General features: G+C 53.1%; 15 protein-coding genes. 3 read left to right on the top strand and 12 right to left on the bottom strand.

All coding sequences use genetic code 11. The features are described from left to right. Window positions 1-84: 84 nt before the first annotated feature. The 6 genes from gyrA to P8N76_13200 form a co-directional block, all read right to left on the bottom strand. The gene (gene gyrA, locus P8N76_13225; protein ID MDG2382624.1) at window positions 85-2814 is read right to left on the bottom strand and encodes a DNA gyrase subunit A; all 2730 of its coding nucleotides are present in this window, start codon (window positions 2812-2814) and stop codon (window positions 85-87) included. A gap of 425 nt (window positions 2815-3239) precedes the next feature. Next, window positions 3240-3494, bottom strand: a complete 255-nt coding sequence (locus tag P8N76_13220; protein ID MDG2382623.1) for a hypothetical protein — start codon at window positions 3492-3494, stop codon at window positions 3240-3242. Next, the gene (locus P8N76_13215) at window positions 3466-4287 is read right to left on the bottom strand and encodes a hypothetical protein (GenBank protein MDG2382622.1); all 822 of its coding nucleotides are present in this window, start codon (window positions 4285-4287) and stop codon (window positions 3466-3468) included. The genes P8N76_13220 and P8N76_13215 overlap by 29 nt, the downstream gene beginning before the upstream one ends. A 300-nt stretch (window positions 4288-4587) precedes the next feature. Then, the gene (gene lnt, locus P8N76_13210; protein MDG2382621.1) at window positions 4588-6249 is read right to left on the bottom strand and encodes an apolipoprotein N-acyltransferase; all 1662 of its coding nucleotides are present in this window, start codon (window positions 6247-6249) and stop codon (window positions 4588-4590) included. Window positions 6250-6399: 150 nt separating this feature from the next. Further along, window positions 6400-7611: a molybdopterin molybdotransferase MoeA gene (locus P8N76_13205; GenBank protein MDG2382620.1), complete on the bottom strand. Its 1212-nt coding sequence runs from the start codon at window positions 7609-7611 to the stop codon at window positions 6400-6402. After that, window positions 7599-8192, bottom strand: coding sequence for an aminodeoxychorismate/anthranilate synthase component II (locus P8N76_13200; protein ID MDG2382619.1), 594 nt, complete (start codon window positions 8190-8192; stop codon window positions 7599-7601). Before P8N76_13200 ends, P8N76_13205 begins: the two co-directional genes overlap by 13 nt. A 192-nt stretch (window positions 8193-8384) precedes the next feature. Between P8N76_13200 and nadA the strand changes: the two genes are divergently transcribed. Further along, window positions 8385-9524: a quinolinate synthase NadA gene (nadA, locus tag P8N76_13195; GenBank protein MDG2382618.1), complete on the top strand. Its 1140-nt coding sequence runs from the start codon at window positions 8385-8387 to the stop codon at window positions 9522-9524. 14 nt (window positions 9525-9538) lie between these two features. Here nadA and P8N76_13190 read toward each other — a convergent pair whose 3' ends face one another. From P8N76_13190 to P8N76_13170, 5 genes are all read right to left on the bottom strand, one after another. Beyond that, a complete protein-coding gene (locus P8N76_13190; GenBank protein MDG2382617.1) occupies window positions 9539-10243 on the bottom strand; it encodes a hypothetical protein in 705 nt (234 codons plus the stop codon). A 295-nt stretch (window positions 10244-10538) separates the two neighbouring features. Continuing rightward, window positions 10539-11246, bottom strand: a complete 708-nt coding sequence (locus tag P8N76_13185) for a hypothetical protein (GenBank protein ID MDG2382616.1) — start codon at window positions 11244-11246, stop codon at window positions 10539-10541. A gap of 200 nt (window positions 11247-11446) precedes the next feature. Then, the gene (locus P8N76_13180) at window positions 11447-12016 is read right to left on the bottom strand and encodes a hypothetical protein (protein ID MDG2382615.1); all 570 of its coding nucleotides are present in this window, start codon (window positions 12014-12016) and stop codon (window positions 11447-11449) included. Window positions 12017-12159: 143 nt separating this feature from the next. Further along, window positions 12160-13254, bottom strand: a complete 1095-nt coding sequence (gene prfB, locus P8N76_13175; protein ID MDG2382614.1) for a peptide chain release factor 2 — start codon at window positions 13252-13254, stop codon at window positions 12160-12162. A gap of 310 nt (window positions 13255-13564) precedes the next feature. Beyond that, a complete protein-coding gene (locus P8N76_13170) occupies window positions 13565-15316 on the bottom strand; it encodes a hypothetical protein (GenBank protein MDG2382613.1) in 1752 nt (583 codons plus the stop codon). A gap of 351 nt (window positions 15317-15667) precedes the next feature. On the opposite strand from P8N76_13170, the gene mnmA reads away from it, so the two are divergent. Both mnmA and floA read left to right on the top strand, forming a co-directional pair. Next, the gene (mnmA, locus tag P8N76_13165) at window positions 15668-16783 is read left to right on the top strand and encodes a tRNA 2-thiouridine(34) synthase MnmA (protein MDG2382612.1); all 1116 of its coding nucleotides are present in this window, start codon (window positions 15668-15670) and stop codon (window positions 16781-16783) included. A 120-nt stretch (window positions 16784-16903) separates the two neighbouring features. Next, window positions 16904-17890: a flotillin-like protein FloA gene (gene floA, locus P8N76_13160; protein ID MDG2382611.1), complete on the top strand. Its 987-nt coding sequence runs from the start codon at window positions 16904-16906 to the stop codon at window positions 17888-17890. Window positions 17891-17900: 10 nt separating this feature from the next. Here the strand turns inward: floA and P8N76_13155 are convergent, their stop codons facing one another. Beyond that, a complete protein-coding gene (locus tag P8N76_13155; protein ID MDG2382610.1) occupies window positions 17901-19454 on the bottom strand; it encodes a sulfatase in 1554 nt (517 codons plus the stop codon).

Below are 19454 nucleotides of genomic sequence, written 5' to 3'. Positions count from 1 at the left end.
CATAGCATGAAGGGGCGAGCGCAGGAGCCGCAGAGCAAAATACCAATGACCATCCCTGGGCCATTGGTGTCTTGGAAGCTTAGATTAAGATTCGTCTTCCGTGGAATCATCGGACGATTCACCCGACTCAGGCGGATTTTCAACCGCACCATCGGCTTCATCGATCAATTCATTGTTTTCCGGCGTTATTTGCTCGGGCGGGTCAGAGCCCTCACTGGCAGCTGGCCCTTCGCCGGTCGGAGCCTGATTTTCCGCTTCAGAATTGGCCTCTTCTTCTTCCTTCGGAACACGAACCACCGCTGTGAGAGAATCCCCCTCATCAAGGCTCATGATCCGAACTCCCTGAGTATTGCGGCCAATCACATTGATGTCGCTGCAACGAATTCGCTGGATTTTACCCCGGGCCGTCATCATCAAAACTTCGTCATCTTCAGTGACACGTGCGATCCCAATGACGGGGCCGTTCCGGGTAGTGGCTTTGATATCGCGAACTCCCTTACCACCACGTTTTTGCGTTCGATAACGTGACGAGGAAGAACCATCCTCTTCTCCAGAATCGTCGTGCTCAACCAAATTAGGTCCAAAATTTGTACGTTTTCCGTAACCATTCAGACAGGCTGTTAATAAGGTCGCCTCAGGATCGGCGACAACCATTCCCACGAGCTTATCATCACTACTGAGGTTAATTCCCTTGACACCACTCGTGTTCCGCCCCATCGAACGAGCGTCTGATTCGTTGAATCGTATCGCCATTCCGTTATCGGTTGAGAGCACCACTTCATCACCCGGTTTCGTGACGACGACATCCACCAACTCATCATCCTCGCGCAATTTAACGGCAATAATGCCACCCTTTTTCGGCCGACTGTAGGCTTCCAAAGGCGTTTTTTTAATGAGTCCGTTACGGGTGGCCATCATCAGAAAGTGGCCGGGTAAATTGAAGTCACGGACCGCACGACAATCCGCGATTTTCTCACCTTCACTAAGATTCAACAGGTTTACAATCGCTCGCCCACGACTCTCGCGGCTAAGCTGCGGAAGACCATAGACCTTTTGCCAATAGACCTTGCCTTTGTTTGTAAAGAACAGCAAGTAGGCATGCGTGCTCGCCACAAACAAATGTGCGATTGGATCTTCGTCTTCTGTTTTTGCACCCTTCAGACCCTTGCCACCTCTTCGCTGAGCCCGATAGACGCTAGAGGGAGTCCGCTTGATGTAACCCTGGTGGCTGAGCGAAACAACCATTGTTTCTTCGGTGATCAGATCTTCAAGATCGATGTCACCCAACTCTTCACCGCTGATCTCCGTGCGTCGAACGTCACTGTGCCTTTTGCGGATATCCTGCAAGTCATCCTTAATGATTGCCAGAATGTTCGCCTGATCAGACAAGATCCGCAGGTAGTCACCGATTTCTTCGAGTAAAGTTCGATGCTCACCCCCCAATTTCTCTTGCTCAAGATTGACCAATTGTCCCAGCGTCATCCGCAAAATCGCGTCCGACTGAACCGCGGTCAACGTGTAAACGTCGGTAGCACCCCGTTCCTCCTGGAACCGCTGAAATCCATCTTCGCCCAAAGCGCGTTGCATCATTGCAGCAGGACACTCAACTCCCATGAGTCCAATCTTGGCCTCTGCTTGTGTCCGGGAGGCACGAATGATGCGGATAATTTCATCAATGTTGGCCAGCGCTAGTAATAAGCCCTCGACCGTATGTTTCCGTTTACGTGCTCGCACCAGCAAGAACTGCGTCCGTCGTCGAATCACGTTCACGCGATGCCGTACGAACTCTTCCAACAGAGTCTTGATCGACATCAAGCGTGGCTTACCATCGACCAACGCGAGTAAAATAATCGAGAACGTGTCCTGAAGCGGGGAGAACTGATAGAGCTGATTGAGCACTACTTCTGCATCGGCGTCGCGTTTCACATCGATCACCAACCGCACCGGCTCCTTCAAATCACTCTCATCGCGAATACTCGAGATACCCGGGATTCGACCATCATTGACTAAGCCGGCAATCCGCTCGACAACTCGATCTCGAAATTGCTGGTAGGGAATCTCTGAAACGACAATGCGTGATCGATTTCGGGCCACTTCCTCGACTTTGGCTCGCGCGCGAACCGTGATCGTACCACGCCCCGTGTGGTAGCCACGACGAATCCCGCTACGACCACAAATGATCCCGCCCGTCGGGAAGTCAGGACCGGGGATAATCTCTGCCAATTCATCAATCGACACATTGGGTTCTTCGATTACTTTGATCAATGCGTCGCAGACCTCACCCAAGTTGTGGGGCGGTATGGAGGTTGCCATGCCCACAGCAATGCCGCTCGAACCATTGACCAACAAGTTCGGAAAACGAGCGGGAAGCACCGTCGGTTCGGACCGACGCTCGTCGTAGGTCGGAACATAGTCGACCGTATCGAGCTTGAGATCGTCAAGCATTTGTGACGAAATCTGCGACAGACGAGCTTCGGTATATCGCATTGCAGCGGGAGGCAAACCGGCGATCGATCCAAAATTACCTTGCTTGTCCACCAGCGGATATCGCATGTTCCACTCTTGGGCCATCCGAACCAATGTGGGGTAAATTACGCTTTCGCCATGCGGATGATAGTTACCACTCGTGTCGCCCGAGATCTTCGCACACTTTACACGACCAGAAGCTGGCCCCAGGTTCAGATCATTCATCGCGACCAGAATTCGACGCTGCGACGGCTTAAGGCCGTCGCGCGCGTCCGGCAAAGCTCGGCTGACGATGACACTCATCGCATACGTCAGATAGCTCTCCTTCAGCTCATCCTCAATCGGCAGATCCAGGAGGCGACCTTCTCCATCGCCCGTCCCATTTCCACCGTCATCACCACCGTCATCACCACCACCATCAACGGGCTCACCCGCATCGTCCGGTTCGCGAGGGTCAGATGCCAACTTGCAATCCTTTCGCCAAACGTCCAAGAATCCGAATTAAGAGGCCTTGGGACGCTAGATCTACTGATTTTGCTGCCGATTATCCGAGCAGCCGAGGCGTCACGTACAGAAGTTGTACGGGTCACTTCAGAGGCTTCAAACCAAGCCCGAATTTTACCAAATCGGGCGAACAGAGACAACCACCGCAGGTCGTTGTAAGTGCCTCAGAAACATCAGGTTGCGCGTGGTTATTAGACTTCAGCAACCCTTTTACCCGGTGACGAGGATCCCCTCAATCACCCAAGCGACGTCCACTAGTCGCTTTGCGACTAGTTCGCCTTCCACCACGGATAAGCTCCATAGGTGTTCAGTTCCACAATCAGCAAAATGCAGGCGATCAGCACGGCCGCAAAAGAGATGATTAGCATCACCGTATAAATGTCGGTTGGATGCTTCTTCAATGCGACGGCACTTGCGGCCCCTGCCCTTTTAGCCGGCTTTTCCTTCTTCTTCCTTGATTTCTTCTCTTTTTTTGGCTTTGCCGCTTTCGCTGGCTTAGCGGACTTCGACTTTCGTTTGAACACGATCGCCCTCTTGAATCGGTGCGTTGCGATACCGGATACGTCCCACGGCTCGATCTGGTCCCACCCGAGTAATCTCCGCTCGTCCCAGATACTTGTCACGTCGCGATACTACGATCGTGTGCCCCTGTTTAATTCCATCATGCTCACCCACCGAGACTTCGATGCTGTTGCCAACCACTTTGACAACTTCGCCTTCCACAGCGGGTGGAATATTGTCGACCGGACTGCTAATTGTCAGATCGTTTGCCTTCAAAACAGTCGTCGCCTTGGTGTAGTCCTGGGTCAGTTGCTGCAACCGCTGATCCAGCACATTGCGAATACCTTTCGCTTCGTGAATTTGGTCCGTCAATTCACGGACTTGCTCAAAGGATACGTCTCGCTCTTGCTGGGAAGTCAAAATCTCTTGCTGCAAACCAGCCACTTGCTGATTGAGTTGATCAAGCTGTCGCTGTGCACTGTTGACCGCATCAATTGCATTCCGCTGCTGAGCTAACAGTTCGTTGCCCTTCCGATTCAGCTCGCTGGCCTGATCTGACTTTTCTTGCAGACGAGTTTCAAGACGCCCCAAAGCAAACCTTCGCGCCGCCTTTTCATGCGACATTTGGTTTTGCGACTTTTCAATTTCAGACCGAAGCTGGTCATTCTCAGCATTGAGACTGACCACATCCGCCTTGGTAGTATTGGCAAGGTTTTTCCAATTGCGATGAGTGGCGTAAACCGAGATGGCAAACGCCATGAACAAAATGCTCATCACCAAGATCAGTACGGTAAAAATCTTTCCGACTAAATTCATTCCTCGTTCCTCTGACTCTGTTCGACACGATCACTCGGCAAGGACCGATCATCGAGTTGCTCGTTGGGTTGCACGAATGGCGAAAAGGAGCTCCCAACCTTTGGCGAGCACGAGAGATACGCTTGAAAGACCCCAGTATAATCAGGCCAAATTCGCACTGTCAACGAAACCAGGAGGATTGGGCAACCAGGGCAACGTTATTCACCTCCGGTTATGCAAAGAAAACCGGTAAAACAGGGCCAATAGCGGCATTTAACCGGTTGGCAGTCGTTACGAAAAAGCTTGGCGAAGGAAGTTCTATCAGCTGGCGGAAACCGACTTCGGCGGCAAGTGTTTCGGTCGCTTAACTCGATTCCAGCCCTCTGCGCCGAATGCGACGACAACGATCAGCAGACAGAGTCCGGGAAACAAATCACCGACTAACAAATAGGGACTTTCCAAGTGAGAACGATTCACAGTCGTGGAAAGAATGGCCTCTTCTCGGCGGGGCCCTTTGGCAGCCAGTCGACCATCGGCATCGATATGGGCGGAAAACCCCGTATTAGCTGCAATTAACAAGGGACGTCGCAACTCAATCGCTCGAAAAACAGCACAAGCCAAATGAACATCCAGTGCACTGGACCCCCAAAACCAGCCATCGTTGGTAATCGTCACCAGCACATCCGGATCTTGGCCGGCCTGGGCGAGCGTTTTGATCTGCCGTCGCATCAGATGAGGGACGGTATTTTCAAAGCAGATGCTCGGGGCAATCCTGACCCCATCAATGTCAAATGATTTAGGATGCAGGCCAGCCGTCAGCCCCTGGCCCATTGGGCTGAGTTGATAGAGCGAGGGGATCCAGCCGCCCAATGGTAAATACTCGCCAAACATGACGGGATGCATTTTGAAATAACGATCGGTCAGTTCTCCGTTCTTCTCAATCAACATGGCGGCGTTGTAGCGACTGTGCGTTCCGTCTTGAAGATGTTCCCATGACCCTCCGACGATCAGCGGAGCATTCGCCTCGCTGGCAATCCAACGTGCTTTATCACGAGTTCGTTCGGCCATTTGATCGACACGTTGCTGAAGTTCCTGCAACGACTGATCCCACTCGGGTATTGGCTGGAGAGGCACATCGTAGGTCACCATCGGCTCGTTTGCGGTGAACATCGACTCCGGCCAAATCACAAGATCATAATCCGATTGATCGGCGACGGCCTTTTGAGTCAGGCGTACATAGTCTTGAAAGGCTTTGACATTTCGTTGATAGTCCCCGTCGAACTGGGTATCAAAAGAACCTTGGATCAACGCGACCTTGAGTTGCTCACCGTCGGACGAATCGACGCTCAATCGCATCCCACCATACACCAGCGTGGCGGCAAGCGCAACGAAAGCCACCAACACAGGAACCGCGATCGATGATTCACGCCCTCGCATTGGCAATAATCGCTCAAAACACGCACTTACCAGCACAATCAAAAAGCTGACACCATAAGCGCCAAATAAGTCAGCGATCTGTAAGACGGGCAGCACAGAGACTTGCGTATGGCCCAAGAGCATCAGAGCGAATCCTGTGAACAGGTATCCACGAGCGACTTCTAAACCCGTCCAGGCAATCGGAGCCACCAGCAGCAGCGACCAGCGCCATCGATGCACCATGATCCGAGCGACACCGATGAACAGCGGAACATAGATAGCGAGATAAGCAGCCAAGAAACACATGCCGATACCGGCAGTCCAATGTGGCAAACGGACCCATTGAATCATCACCACCCATTGCAGAAACGCAATTGCGTACAAGATGCGATAGGGATATTTACGGGGCAATTCGGACCAGGCCACAATCCGTATCCAGCCCACCGGAGCGATCCAGGCAAGTGGCCATAAGGCCCATGGTGGAAATGCCATCCAGGCCATCAGTGCGGAACCGATGGCAAGCAACCCCATCAATCTCAACCGCTCAGTCGAAGTGGATGGGCTCACGCAAGTCGCCTTATCATCACTGGAGGGATTTCGCGATTTTTGCGGTGAACGTGTCAACGGTGTCCTCATCGCTGAGCCAACATTATCAATCGATCATCGACCTGCTTGGAGCCCTGTTAGATTCGCCAGTCGATTTGACGTCAAGAGCGATTAGCGTAGCGGCAGTACTTCGACCAATTCGTCGACCGCGTACCGATGATTTCCTTGCGGAAAAAACAACAAACAATCGGCTTGCATCATGGCATATAAATCGGCAGATCCTTGCCAATCCAATGGCATGACCGATCCATCAGGCTGGCTCCGAGCGGGCCAATAGGTAGGTCGAGCACCTCGCAATTCAAATGACTGAGCGAGCCTTTTCGGATCGCCAGAATCAGGAAATTGATGCCCAGCACAGGCGGCGATTGCCGGCGCAACAAACACACAAAAACAAACGAGACTACTGACCGGGTTGCCTGGCAAGCCGAAAACCAAACAACGCTCGCCATCTGCTTCTACAACTCCGAACCAGATGGGTTTTCCGGGACGAATATTCACTTTGTGGAATACTTGCTCGACACCCGCTTGCTCAAGCACCTGCGGGACAAGATCGAGCACACCGGCAGATACTCCCCCGGACAAAAGCAAAATATCGGAGCCGAGCCCCTGCTTAACGGCGGCTGACAGTGATGCTTCATTATCTCGAGCAATCCCACAATCGTCTGGCTGGGCTCCGGCTTGCTCGACGAAAGCTCGCAGCATTGGCCCATTGCTATTGCGAATCTGCCCTGGCAGCAGCGCCTGACCTGCCAACACCAGCTCGTCACCAGTCTGCACCAACGCAACCTGCGGTTTCCGGACGACATTGACGGAATCACGACCTACCTCCGCCAACAGTCCCACCTCGACAGCACTCAGACGACATCCGCGCGTGACCACCGCCTGTCCTCGACGCAAGCAGGCAGCCTGTCGCATGACAGCCGTCTCCGGACTGATCGTATCCACACGTATTTCGACCCTCGACGGATCAGCACCCGACAATGTCTTTTCCACCATCACGACTGCGTCCGCCCCGTCGGGTAATGGCGCACCCGTCATGATACGAGTCGCCGTACCGGGCACAATCCGATGCTGGGGCAGATTTCCAGCAGTCACTTCCTCCAACACACGAAGGCAAACCGACGGGCCCACGATATCGTTAGACCGAACTGCATATCCATCCATCAGCGCTTTGTCGTACGGAGGAGAATCCGTATCGCTCACGACATCTTCTGCAAGAACATTGCCAATCGCATCGGTCAGCGACACGCGAATCTCTTTGTTCTGGCAGACCCGTGATCGAATCAAATCACGTGCCGCATCGATGCCAATCAGTTCGGCCATTGGATTTTGAGAAAGTTTTGCAACATTTCCGGTCCGCACTCCGTCAGAAAACTCTCCGGATGAAACTGCCAGCCAATCAACGGATACTCCGTGTGCCGAATCCCCATGACCTCTCGTGTTCCGTCTGGCGCGTCGGACCATGCCGAAATCTCAAATTGATCACTGATCGTTTGGGGTTCGACAATCAGGCTGTGATAACGAGTTGCTACGAAAGGATTCGGTAATCCCCGAAACAAACCTTTACCGTCATGATGAATCTGATCCGTCTTCCCATGCATTAATCGCTTCGCTCGACTAACCACACCACCCGTCGCTTGCCCGATCGATTGATGGCCCAAACAAACACCCAAGATCGGCAGCTTACCGGCGAAATGCGAAACGCAGTCAACGCTGATCCCTGCCTGATCGGGCGTGCACGGCCCCGGCGAGATGATCAAATGTGTCGGCCGTTTTGCAGCGATTTCATCCACTGAGATTTGATCGTTACGATAAACCTGCAGTTCGAGCGAAGGGTCAAGTTCCCCAAACCTCTGAACGAGGTTGTAGGTGAATGAATCGTAATTATCGAGTAGAAGTATCATTAATCCAACTTAGCTTGCAGCCTTAACTTGCCAGATGCCCAACATCAGCATAACACACCTGGTTAAATTGATCAGGATGTGTTCGCGCAGATCGAGCGTCAAGCGACAGATCTTGAAACAGTGCCTGTCGACAATCGATGGCTCTTGTATAATCAGTCTGGACAGACGTTTTACTACGCGGGGAAGGCATGCATGAATACGACCGTAGATCAAGCATCTTCTTTTGAATTACCACCTTTCAAATCGCTCGATAACACCGAATTATCGGCGCGAATCGAGAAGGTCCGCAAACAACTCGGGTCAGAGTTGTTGATCTTGGGACATCATTACCAACAGGATGAGGTGATCAAGCACAGCGACTTGCGGGGCGACAGTTACCAGCTCAGCCAACTGGCAGCCTCCAGTACTGATTGCCGTTCGATCGTCTTTTGCGGCGTTCACTTTATGGCCGAGACAGCTGACATTCTGGCCAATCGCCCCGAGAAACTGATGGAACGCAACCAAGAGCGTGTCACCGTCATTCTCCCCGACATGGCTGCAGGTTGCTCAATGGCGGACATGGCTGCCATCGAACAAGTCGAAACAGCTTGGGAAGACATGGGAGAATTGATCGACACCTCGCGGGTAATCCCAGTGACCTACATCAATTCGGCGGCCAGCTTGAAGTCGTTTTGCGGTCGCAACGGTGGCATTGTATGTACCTCAAGTAATGCGGCAGCCGTCTTGGAGTGGGCTTTTGACCGAGGTGATCGGGTCTTATTTTTCCCGGATCAACACCTTGGCAGAAACACCTCTTTAAAGATGGGGATCAGCAACGATCAAATGCCAGTCTGGGATCCGTACCATGATGAATACGGCGGAAACACTCCATCCTCGATTCAAACCAGTCGGGTTATCCTCTGGAAAGGGCACTGCAGCGTTCATCAAATGTTTCGCGCCGAGCATGTGCACCAATTTCGTGATAAATACTCAGACATCCAAATCCTAGTACATCCCGAGTGCCCGCAAGAAGTCAACGATCTTGCCGATATCTCAGGCTCGACCGGTAAGATCATCGAGTCGGTAAAAGCGGCAGCAGCCGGCACACGGTGGGCCATCGGAACCGAACTCCACTTGGTGAATCGGCTCAAGGCCGAACACCCCGAACAAGAAATCCACTTTCTTTCACCCGTCGTCTGCATGTGCGCCACGATGTATCGGATCGACCTGGCTCATCTCTGCTGGAGCCTGGAAAATCTGCACTCTGGGACGCCCGTTAACAGCATCAAAGTTGACGAAGAGACCAGTCGTTGGTCGCTGGTCGCACTGGAACGAATGCTCAACGTCAAGTAGATCGATCGCCAGTTTTAACGTGGCTTGACCTTGAGATGGAAGACCGGATTCACTCCCACATTTGCTTCACGCATTCGTTCTGACTGGGCATGAGCCGCGACTTCAGATTCGGCCTGTTGAATCTCACCCTTCGCATCCAACCCAACCAGTTCCAGATCAAAAGCCAAATCACTGCTAGTGGGGTTCGCTTGATGAACACTCACTGCGATCAGGTTTTCGCCGTCTTGAATCAATTGCTCTTCAATTAAGAAGGGACGCAACTGTCGCTCCTCCACTGCGTCTGACCCAACAGCAGTCAGCGCTTGGGTATGCTCGGTAATCACCCCACCCGGCATATTGAAACGCTGGACTTCTTTTCCATTGAGATAGACAACCGCACCGTCATCGCAGCAAATTCGACCGAGATACTGCCGATGTTTCCGGGCTGAAAAAAATCGACGCCGGAAAAAAGCAACTCGCCTTTTGTTTTGCGGATTGCCACCAAACGACAGTTCTGTGCGAATGTCCCGATCGCCATAGCCCAACAGAGCTTGACCTTCACGCCATTCACTGTCTTCATACGCCGCGGTCCGCCAGTTACTCTGGTCCCGCTCGAGCCCTTGATCCCGATACTTCCAGTCGGCCGACTTCGGAGCAATCAACGGTGTGGCTGCATGAAGTCCTGAAGTCACCAGAACCATAAATGGCAAAACGACAACCAGTGTCAGCCTCGACTGCATCAACACTTCATTCCTCTGCAAACGGACAATCGCTGGGGTGACGATGTGCAACGGGTCAATCGCGAAACGATTCTAGGTGGGAAATCTTGGGGCAATGCGGGTGGGGTTGCCCAATTCGATGATGGAGGCGTCGCACTCCAGCCTGCGGTCGCAGAGCAAACCAAACTCCGCGACAGCCAATCGGGACTTTTTAAATTGTTTGGGGAAAACTGACAGAATGCAACTAGGAGAAGCAATAAACGACCGAATATTTCAGCTTTTTCGATCGAAGCCATGACAGCCCGATCCGGGGCAATTAGCCGTCCCGTTCTCGACAAAACGCGACAATCTCATCAATGTCGGTAGGCAGCGGCCCTGAGGCCGACTTTGCCGGTTCGGCAGCGGCCTCCTCGACGGCGTCTTCAGCAACCGCTTCTTCTTCCACAGCCTCGACTTCCGTCGCTGATTGCTCCGCTGTCGCTTCCGCAGGAGCGGAAGCCGCTCCTCCACCTCGAGCGGCGGCCAAGATATCCTCGACCGACAGATTGGAGCCATCCGCGGGCTTGGCCTTCTCGGCGGCGGGCTTGGCTTCACCTCGAGCAGCAGCCAAAATATCGTCCGTGCTCGCGGCCGCCTTCGGCTTGGACGCTTCGCCACCGCGTGCCGCGGAAAGGATGTCGGCTACTGACATACCCGCATCCGCTTTTTTCTCCGGCTTGCCCGCCGGTTTCTCGGCTGCCGGTTTCTCGGCTGCCGGTTTCTTGGCTGCCGGTTTCTTGGCCGCTTTTTCCTCTTTTTCCTCGGGAGCCGGCTTGTCGACGACTTTCAGAAAATCCAGCTCGATGTCGAACCAACCAATATTTTGGTAAGCATCAAATTCGACCAACGCGCGACCGTTCATGTTGACAGTCTTGATCAAACCAGTCATCCCTTGGAACCGTTTGAGCTCGGGACGATGATCGTCAACGACCACGTATTTGTCGGTGTAGTCTTTCTTTAACTTATCGATTTCTTGGAAAACCATCGGGGATCATTTCCTTGCTTGGCCGGCAGACGTGGAACCCCTAAGTTTCCAAGAACAGCCGTTTGAAATCAAGCGGGCAACCGACTGAACTGGCAGCAGATTTTGGCCAAATCGTTCGGAGTCGGCCAGAATCAGCCCGACCTTCCCCACGCAATAACCACCAAACGACGACAGCAGAGATCGCACACCGCCCATCCAACTCAGGCAGAAGCCAGATTTCCAACGAAAAAGAGCCGATAGCCCCAGCGAATCGTCGCTGGAAAGCCAGTCGCAACCGGATCGGCCAGGATCACGAGTCGCCGATTGTTCTCGGTAACGGTCAGGCTGCCCTGAAGGAGCTCAAGAGCCACTCGCCCCCCCGAATTCACCGAAGAATTCCATTCCACGCGAGAATCGTTAATCGTGTTGATCGGCTGGCGCATGCGGTAACTGGACCCCAAAAAAGAGGGGGATTCACTCACGCGACAAGCCACATCGAATTTCAAGCCAACGGCCAAGTCGCCGTCAATCGCCATCGACCAGTGGCTCGTCCCCCCCAAGCCCACGGCAACGATGCCTTGGCGACCCTCTCCCAATTCGCAAGGCTCGACTTGCTGGAAAACGGGGCTATCGGGCCAAGCTTCGTCGCCCGCTCCTTCGATCGATTGGGCCATTTCCAGCACATCGGAATCGTGACGCATCAACAGTTGATGGCTGTGACGTTCCCGTACCGAATCAAATTGAACCCCAACGGGACAAGATGGGTAGGGTATCCATAGCGACTGATTCACAAGGCATCCTTTGTGGACAACATGTCGAAGAGACCATCACGCAATACGGCTTACATGAGCAACCATCATTTCCGCGTCAGTGGTCGAAAGCTACCTTTTCACCACGCAACCAGCTCTACCATCGATTGCTCAACGTCGAAATCTCAGTCCTCTTTCACCCGCCATCGCATGTAAGATTCGAGAAATGATTGAATATTACCATCCAAGACGTGGTGGAAATTCCCAACTGAATGCCCTGTGCGAGCGTCTTTGACACGTTGATCGGGATGCAAGAAATAGTTTCGAATCTGGGATCCAAATCCGACACGAGCCTGATCCTTATATTTTTGAGCCGACTCTGCTTCGCGTTTTTCTTCTTCCACACGTGCCAACCGAGACCGCAACATTTTCCAGGCTGACGCACGATTCTTATGTTGGCTTCGTTCATTCTGGCACTGAGCGACAATACCTGACGGCATGTGAGTCAAGCGGATTGCACTATCCGTCTTATTGACATGCTGTCCACCGGCACCACTTGCCCGATAAGTATCTTCGCGAACATCGCTGTCGTTGATTTCGACTTCAACACTATCAGCAATTTCAGGGGAAACATCGACAGCAGCAAAGCTCGTCTGCCGCTTTCCTTCCGAATTAAAAGGACTAATTCGCACCAAACGATGCAAACCCGTCTCGCCCTTCAGATAGCCGTAAGCCATCGGACCACGAACTGCAACCGAGGCGCTATTAATGCCGGCCTCATCATTATCATTCCGGTCGATCAGGGCAACGGAATACCCATTTTTTTGCGCCCATTGTGCATACATCCTCAGCAGCATGTCGGCCCAATCATTCGCATCGGTTCCGCCATCGCGCGCGTTGATGGTCAATATAGCCCCACTCCCATCGTGCGTTCCGCTGAGCAGCGTCTTGAGTTGCAGCGCCTCAACTTCGGTCTCTAGTCGGTCGACTTCCGCAATCACCTCCGACTCAAAAGACGAATCTTCTTCGGCCATTTCGGCCATGGCCACTAGATCTTCCGCAGTACCGATCGCCTCGGTCAACGGCGTAACGAGCGCTTTCAGCGACTTCAAGTCGCCTACGTGTTGTTGAGCCGCTTCTTGGTCATCCCAGAAACCAGCTTCGGACATTCGAGCTTCGATTCCCTTGATTTTTTCAACATTTTGATCCAAGTCAAAGACCGTCTCGCAACTGGACAATCTGTTGCCGAATTTGGTCGATGCGGTGATGAATTTCTCGATCCATGGTTAAACTCCGCCAATCACACTTTCCATGACTAGTCAAAACGTGGGACGAACAGTTCCGGGAGAGATATTCCAGAAACATCGACCACCCGCTCGGGCCTCGCAACGACGCTACGCTAAAGTCAGAAGCAGCGAACTGGCCCAAGGTGAGCAAACGGGTGTCGTTGAGTATAACGATTCCTGGGGTGACCGCGAAGATCCCCCTCTCAGAGGATTCAGCCAACGACCGGTGTAATTTTCGCAAAAAAAGACGAGTCCTCCGCCAAGAGGACTCGTCTCGGGTCGTTTTCGAATTTCACTCATCAACTTAGTTGCAGCATGACGAGCAACCCGTATTGCAGGGTCGGGCTCGAACGTGGATGGTCTTTGGAACCATCACACATCGTCGCACGGGAACTTCCTTTTGCACCTGATGCGGGACCATCACCGTGACTTCCCTGGTCGTTTCGACAGGAACACACTTGTTGACCGTGACGGTATGCGTTCTCATTTCCGTCTTCGGAACCATCTTCGTGCAAGTGACTTCCTTAGTTCGCGTTTCCTTCTTGTAGTCGGTCACGTCGTAGGTTTTTTCGCGAACTTCCGTACGACAGGCACGGACACGATCCACCTTTTTCCGAGTTTCCGTCTTCCATTCGCAAACCTTACGGGTTCTGGTGCGGGTCTCCGGCTGATATTTGCAAACCTTACGAGTTCGAGTCTTTTGCTCAGCCACACATTCCACGACCGTCTGGTTGACCGTCTTGGTTTGCGTTTCCCACTCACACACGTTGACCATCCGTGTTTTGGTTTCATTGACCATCCGGGTCACCGGAACGGTCTTCGTTTTCTTTTCGGTCTTGTAAGTCACGACCGGAACTTTACGCGTTTTGGTTTGTGCAACCATGCGTGTCACCGGAACCTTACGTGTGTGGGTCTCCGTCTTCCATTCCGTGCACGGCACCTTGCGGGTCTTTGTCTGACACTCGTAGTTGACCACCTTCACGGTACGCGTTTGGGTCTCAGGTCGGCAAACGGTGACTGTCCGCGTGTAAGGAACTTTCTCAACCTGCCGTTCGTAAGTCGTGTAAGTCCGCTCTTCCTTAACCGGCTTTGCCACCCAGACCTTCTTGGAGCAAGGCTTGCAGTCATTACACGCCGAAGACGACTGATGGGCTTTGGCAACTTGAGTTTCCCAATGCCCACGATCCACCGTCACAGTGCAGGTCTTTTGGACCGGAACCATTTTGCAGACGGTTCGCGTGCATTGCTTTTCCTCTTGATGAGGAACCATGACCGTGCACTTCACTTCACGAGTCGAATGAACGGGCACGCGAACCGTGTAGGTTTCCTCTCGTTCTGTCTTGATTGGAACGCGAACACAGTAGCTTTGTTCTTGCTCCTCAGTCACCGGCACCATGACCTGGCATGACTCCTCTCGGAAACTCTTGACAGGCGTACAAACCTCATAGGTGACTTCTTTTTGTTCCGTCACGGGAACACAAGCGGTGTAGGTCTGAGCAACCTGCTTTTTAACAGGAACTCGGACTTGCACCTCACGACTAACAGTCCGCTTTTTCGGCACATTCACGGTATAAGTCTCTTGGACTTCGGTCATCACCGGTACACGGACCGTGTACTCTTCCTTCACCTCTTTCCAAATCGGAACGCGCACTGTGCAATCCCGAGTGACTTCTTTCCAGTAAGGTACTTGAACCTTGTACTGCTTCGTCACCTTGCGGGTCGTCGGAACACAGACAGTGTAATTGACCGTCCGCGTGTGCTGCTCAGGAGTCATCACGATACACTTTCTCGTGACTTCCTTCTGTTCCGGCACCATTTTGTAGGTCGTAACTTTTCGCTCCCGCTTCTCCGGACGATACTCGGTGCAAGTTACCATTTTCGTATCGGTGACCCAGGACGGGACCATAATTGTTTTTGCCACAGTGCCGCAGCCAGTCGCCACCGATGCGCAATCAGCTGACGGTTGATGTTCGTAACCGCATGAGCAGTCAGCACGAACAAGACCTTGGGTTGCGGCGAAGAATACCAAACTGCCGAGTAGTACAACACGATTCATGAGTGTTCACCCCCTTCCTAGAGCGTCAGAAAATACAAAACATAGGCGTTGAAACCGCCTGGAAAGCTATTCCCATCAGGCGATCTAGGTAATATAAGACCAGCAAAGACAACTGCAAGGGCCCCAAGTCGATTCGCACAAAAATGAGAGCCTGTGCGGACGAAGAGGCTAATCCAACTGCTGTTGAGATGCAGGGCCAAGCCGCCGGCGGAGCTATTTCCATTGCTGCAAACCGTTCTTGCACTAGAATTTGTCGGAGGCCGTTTGGTCATTCGACGTTCGCATCATCAACAATCGATTGAGTCCACAGACGTTAAAGAAGAATTAGAAAAATAACGGGGAGTGAAAAAGGTGAAGCGAGTGGTACTTGCCATGTCGGGCGGCGTTGACAGCAGCGTAGCGGCGCATCTGCTGCTGCAGCAGGGGCATGAGGTGATCGGAGTTTTTATGCGGCACGGCGAAGAACCGCTCGCCTGTTCAGCAGAAACCTCGCCCTCGAAGCTGCTGCCGGTCGTGAACCAACGCATGGATCACAAACAAGGCTGCTGCACGGCGGCCGATGCGCTCGATGCCCGCCGAATCGCTGATCGACTGGGGATCGCCTTCTATGCCTTGAATCTGCAAAACGACTTTGACAAGATCATGGACTATTTTGTCGATGAATATGTCTCGGGACGCACGCCCAATCCCTGCGTCATGTGCAATAACTGGTTGAAGTTTGGCAAACTTTTTGACTACGCTGACAGCGTGGGTGCGGATTTTGTGGCCACTGGCCACTACGCCCGGCTGGCAGATCTGGATGCGACCGGCTTTCCTCGTCTCCTGCGGGGACTGGACCCCAGCAAGGATCAATCCTACGTCTTGTTCGGGGTCCGCCGTGACCGCTTGAAAAGAATGCTGCTACCGGTCGGTGGCTACCAAAAAACTGAAATCCGGGAACTCGCTGGCCAACTGGGAATGCGTGTCGCTGACAAGCGAGATAGCCAAGAGATTTGCTTTGTGACGTCCGGCCACCACGCCGATTTCGTCAGGCAGCGCGACCCGACAGCCGCCCAAGCGGGTGAAATCGTCACCACCGACGGTAAAACAGTCGGTCAACACGACGGAATTGAACGCTTCACAATCGGCCAACGCAAGGGACTTGGCGTCGCGATGGGAGAGCCCTACTTCGTGGTTTCGATCGAGCCGGAAAGTCGTCGGGTCGTCATTGGGAGACACGAAGAACTGGCTCGTCAGTCGCTCGAAGCCCAACAGGCAAATTGGCTCTGCCAGCCGATCCCGCAGCAACGGCAGCGTTGTGAAGCTCAAATCAGGTACAATAGTCGAGCCCAGGCGGCCGAGTTAATTCCGATCGACGACGCCCATTTTCGGGTTGAATTCGACGCCCCGTGCTTCGGCGTAGCTCCCGGACAAGCGGTTGTTTGCTACGATGGCAACCGTGTTTTGGGCGGAGGTTGGATTGTTTAACGGCCGTCATCTGCCGGGCAGGGAGCAAAACTTGCAGGGGATCAATACCCTTCCGTTGTGCTTGCCGCTATGATGTTTGCATGACTTACTGGTGTCGAAAAGCGAGCAAAAGGAATCAAGATGTTTGATCATCTGGCACAAGACTTCGTTGCCTCAAGCGTAATACTTGGTGCCGCTTTGTATTGGGGGATCGGGCTGGGAATCCTGGGTCTGATCGTGTTCATAGTTTTTACATCTTACGGCAAGCTTTGGTTCCAGGCCTACATGTCCGGTGCCGACATTTCGCTCAGCAGCCTGATCGGAATGACTTTCCGCCAGGTTGCTCCTCGAACGATGGTCACCGCCAAGGTGATGGCATCCCAAGCCGGTTTGGACATTGACCGCACCGATGGTATCTCGACACCGCGTCTGGAAGCTCACTACCTCGCTGGCGGAAACATCATGGGCGTCATTAACGCCATCATCGCGGCACACCGCGCTGGCATTGATTTGGATTTCGACCGCGCCGCTGCCATCGACTTAGCCGGACGCGACGTTTTAGATGCGGTTCGCACCAGTGTGCATCCCAAAGTAATCGACTGCCCGGACCCGGAGCGTAGCGGAAAAACGACCTTGAGCGCCATCGCCAAGAACGGTGTGGAATTGCGAATTCGCGCTCGCGTTACGGTGCGAACAAACTTGGAACAGCTCATCGGTGGTGCAACGGAAGAAACGATTATTGCACGTGTGGGCGAGAGCATCATTTCTTCGATCGGATCCTCGGCGACCCACTTAGAGGTGCTGGAGAATCCTGATCGCATATCGCGAGCGGTACTCGATCGAGGTCTGGATGCTCACACCGCATTTGAGATCGTATCGATCGACATCGCAGACATTGATGTGGGGGAAAACATCGGTGCTCGGCTACAGGCAGACCAAGCGGAAGCGGACACGCGTGTTGCACGAGCGGAAGCGGAGCAACGACGAGCCGAAGCAGTCGCCTTCGAACAGGAGATGAAGGCGAAGGTGGCAGAGAACCAAGCGGGTCTTGTGTTAGCGGAGGCAGAAGTTCCGCAAGCGATGGCCGACGCATTTCGCGCCGGCAATCTACAGAGCAACAGCTCCTAAGCAGCTCAAGCTACTTACGAGCCTTCCGCGGTTTCGGCGGCGGATCCACTTTTCCGCGAATCTTCCCGTCGTCCTGGTATTTGCTTCGCAGGCGGTCTAGTTCTTTCTGCAGCCCCGCTTTAACGCTCGCATATTCTGGATTCAGGTAAACGCTACGCAGTTCCTGGGGATCTTCTTGGAGATCAAAGAGCTCCCACTCGCCCACGTGATAGTAATGGATTAGTTTGTGGCGATCTGTCCGCACTCCGTAGTGACGTCGCACGGAATGAGCACCCGGAAATTCGTAGTAGTGGTAGTAAACCGACTGCCGCCAATCGCTGGGAGTCGCACCTGCTAAAATCGGCAATAAACTGCGTCCCTGCATATCCTCGGGAATCGATTCTCCGGCCGCCTCCAAAAACGTTTCGGCAAAATCCAAATTCATCACCATATCTTCGTTCACGGAGCCGGGCTGAATCTTATTTGGCCAACGCACCATCAGCGGCGTACGAAATGACTCCTCGTACATCCACCGCTTGTCATACCAACCGTGCTCACCCAGATACCAACCTTGATCCGACGTGTAAATCACAATCGTGTTATCAGCGAGACCTGATTGATCGAGGTAATCGAGCATTCGTCCGACATTTTCATCGACGGAGGCCACACAGCGCAGATAGTCTTTGACATAGCGTTGGTATTTCCATTGCATCAACTGCTTGCCTTGCAAATCGGCTGCCTCAAAAGCACGATTTTTCGGACCGTAGGCCTCATTCCAAGCTGCCGTTTGTTCCGCATTCAAACCTCGTTGTGGCACTAACTTCAAATCATTCGGCGACAAGTGTCGCTGAATCGTCATCGTTTGCTGGCTCGCCGGTGAAGCTCGCCCTGAGTAGTCATCGTAAAGCGTAGCAGGCTCGGGTATGGTCACATCATCGTATTTTGTTAGATACTTCGGGCCGGGCTGCCAATTACGATGAGGTGCCTTGTGTTGATACATCAAAAAAAATGGCTTGTCAGTCTCGCGACCCTGCAACCACTCTAAGGCGAAATCGGTGATCAGATCGGTCGTGTAACCCGTATGCTTGATGACCTGCGACGGTCCATCATTCGTCGCTGTTTTCATCGGTGGGTTGTAGTACGGTCCTTGACCGATCAAGACGTTCCAGTAATCAAAGCCAGTGGGTTCGGTGCGGAGATGCCATTTGCCGACAACGGCCGTTTCGTATCCGGCCTGGCGCAAGAGTTTGGCAACTGTTTGCTGAGACCCGTCAAACCGGTTGCCATTGCGCGCGAAACCGTTCAAGTGGCTATACTTTCCGGTTAAGATCGTTGCCCGAGCCGGCCCGCAAATCGAATTGGTGACGAAGCAGCGATCAAACCGCATGCCCTCATTCGCGATTCGATCAAGGTTGGGCGTCTCGTTGACCCGACTTCCATAACATCCCAACGCTTGGAAGGCATGGTCATCCGACATAATGAATAAGATGTTAGGTCGCTCATCCGCAAAACAAAAAGCGGAAAAAGTGAACAAGAAAAATAGACCAAGCGTCTGAACCATTCGCCCATTGACTGATCTCTTCAT

The organism is Pirellulaceae bacterium, from assembly GCA_029243025.1.
In the GTDB taxonomy this organism is placed as follows: Bacteria; Planctomycetota; Planctomycetia; order Pirellulales; family Pirellulaceae.
This window is presented reverse-complemented; position numbering and strand designations above follow the sequence as displayed.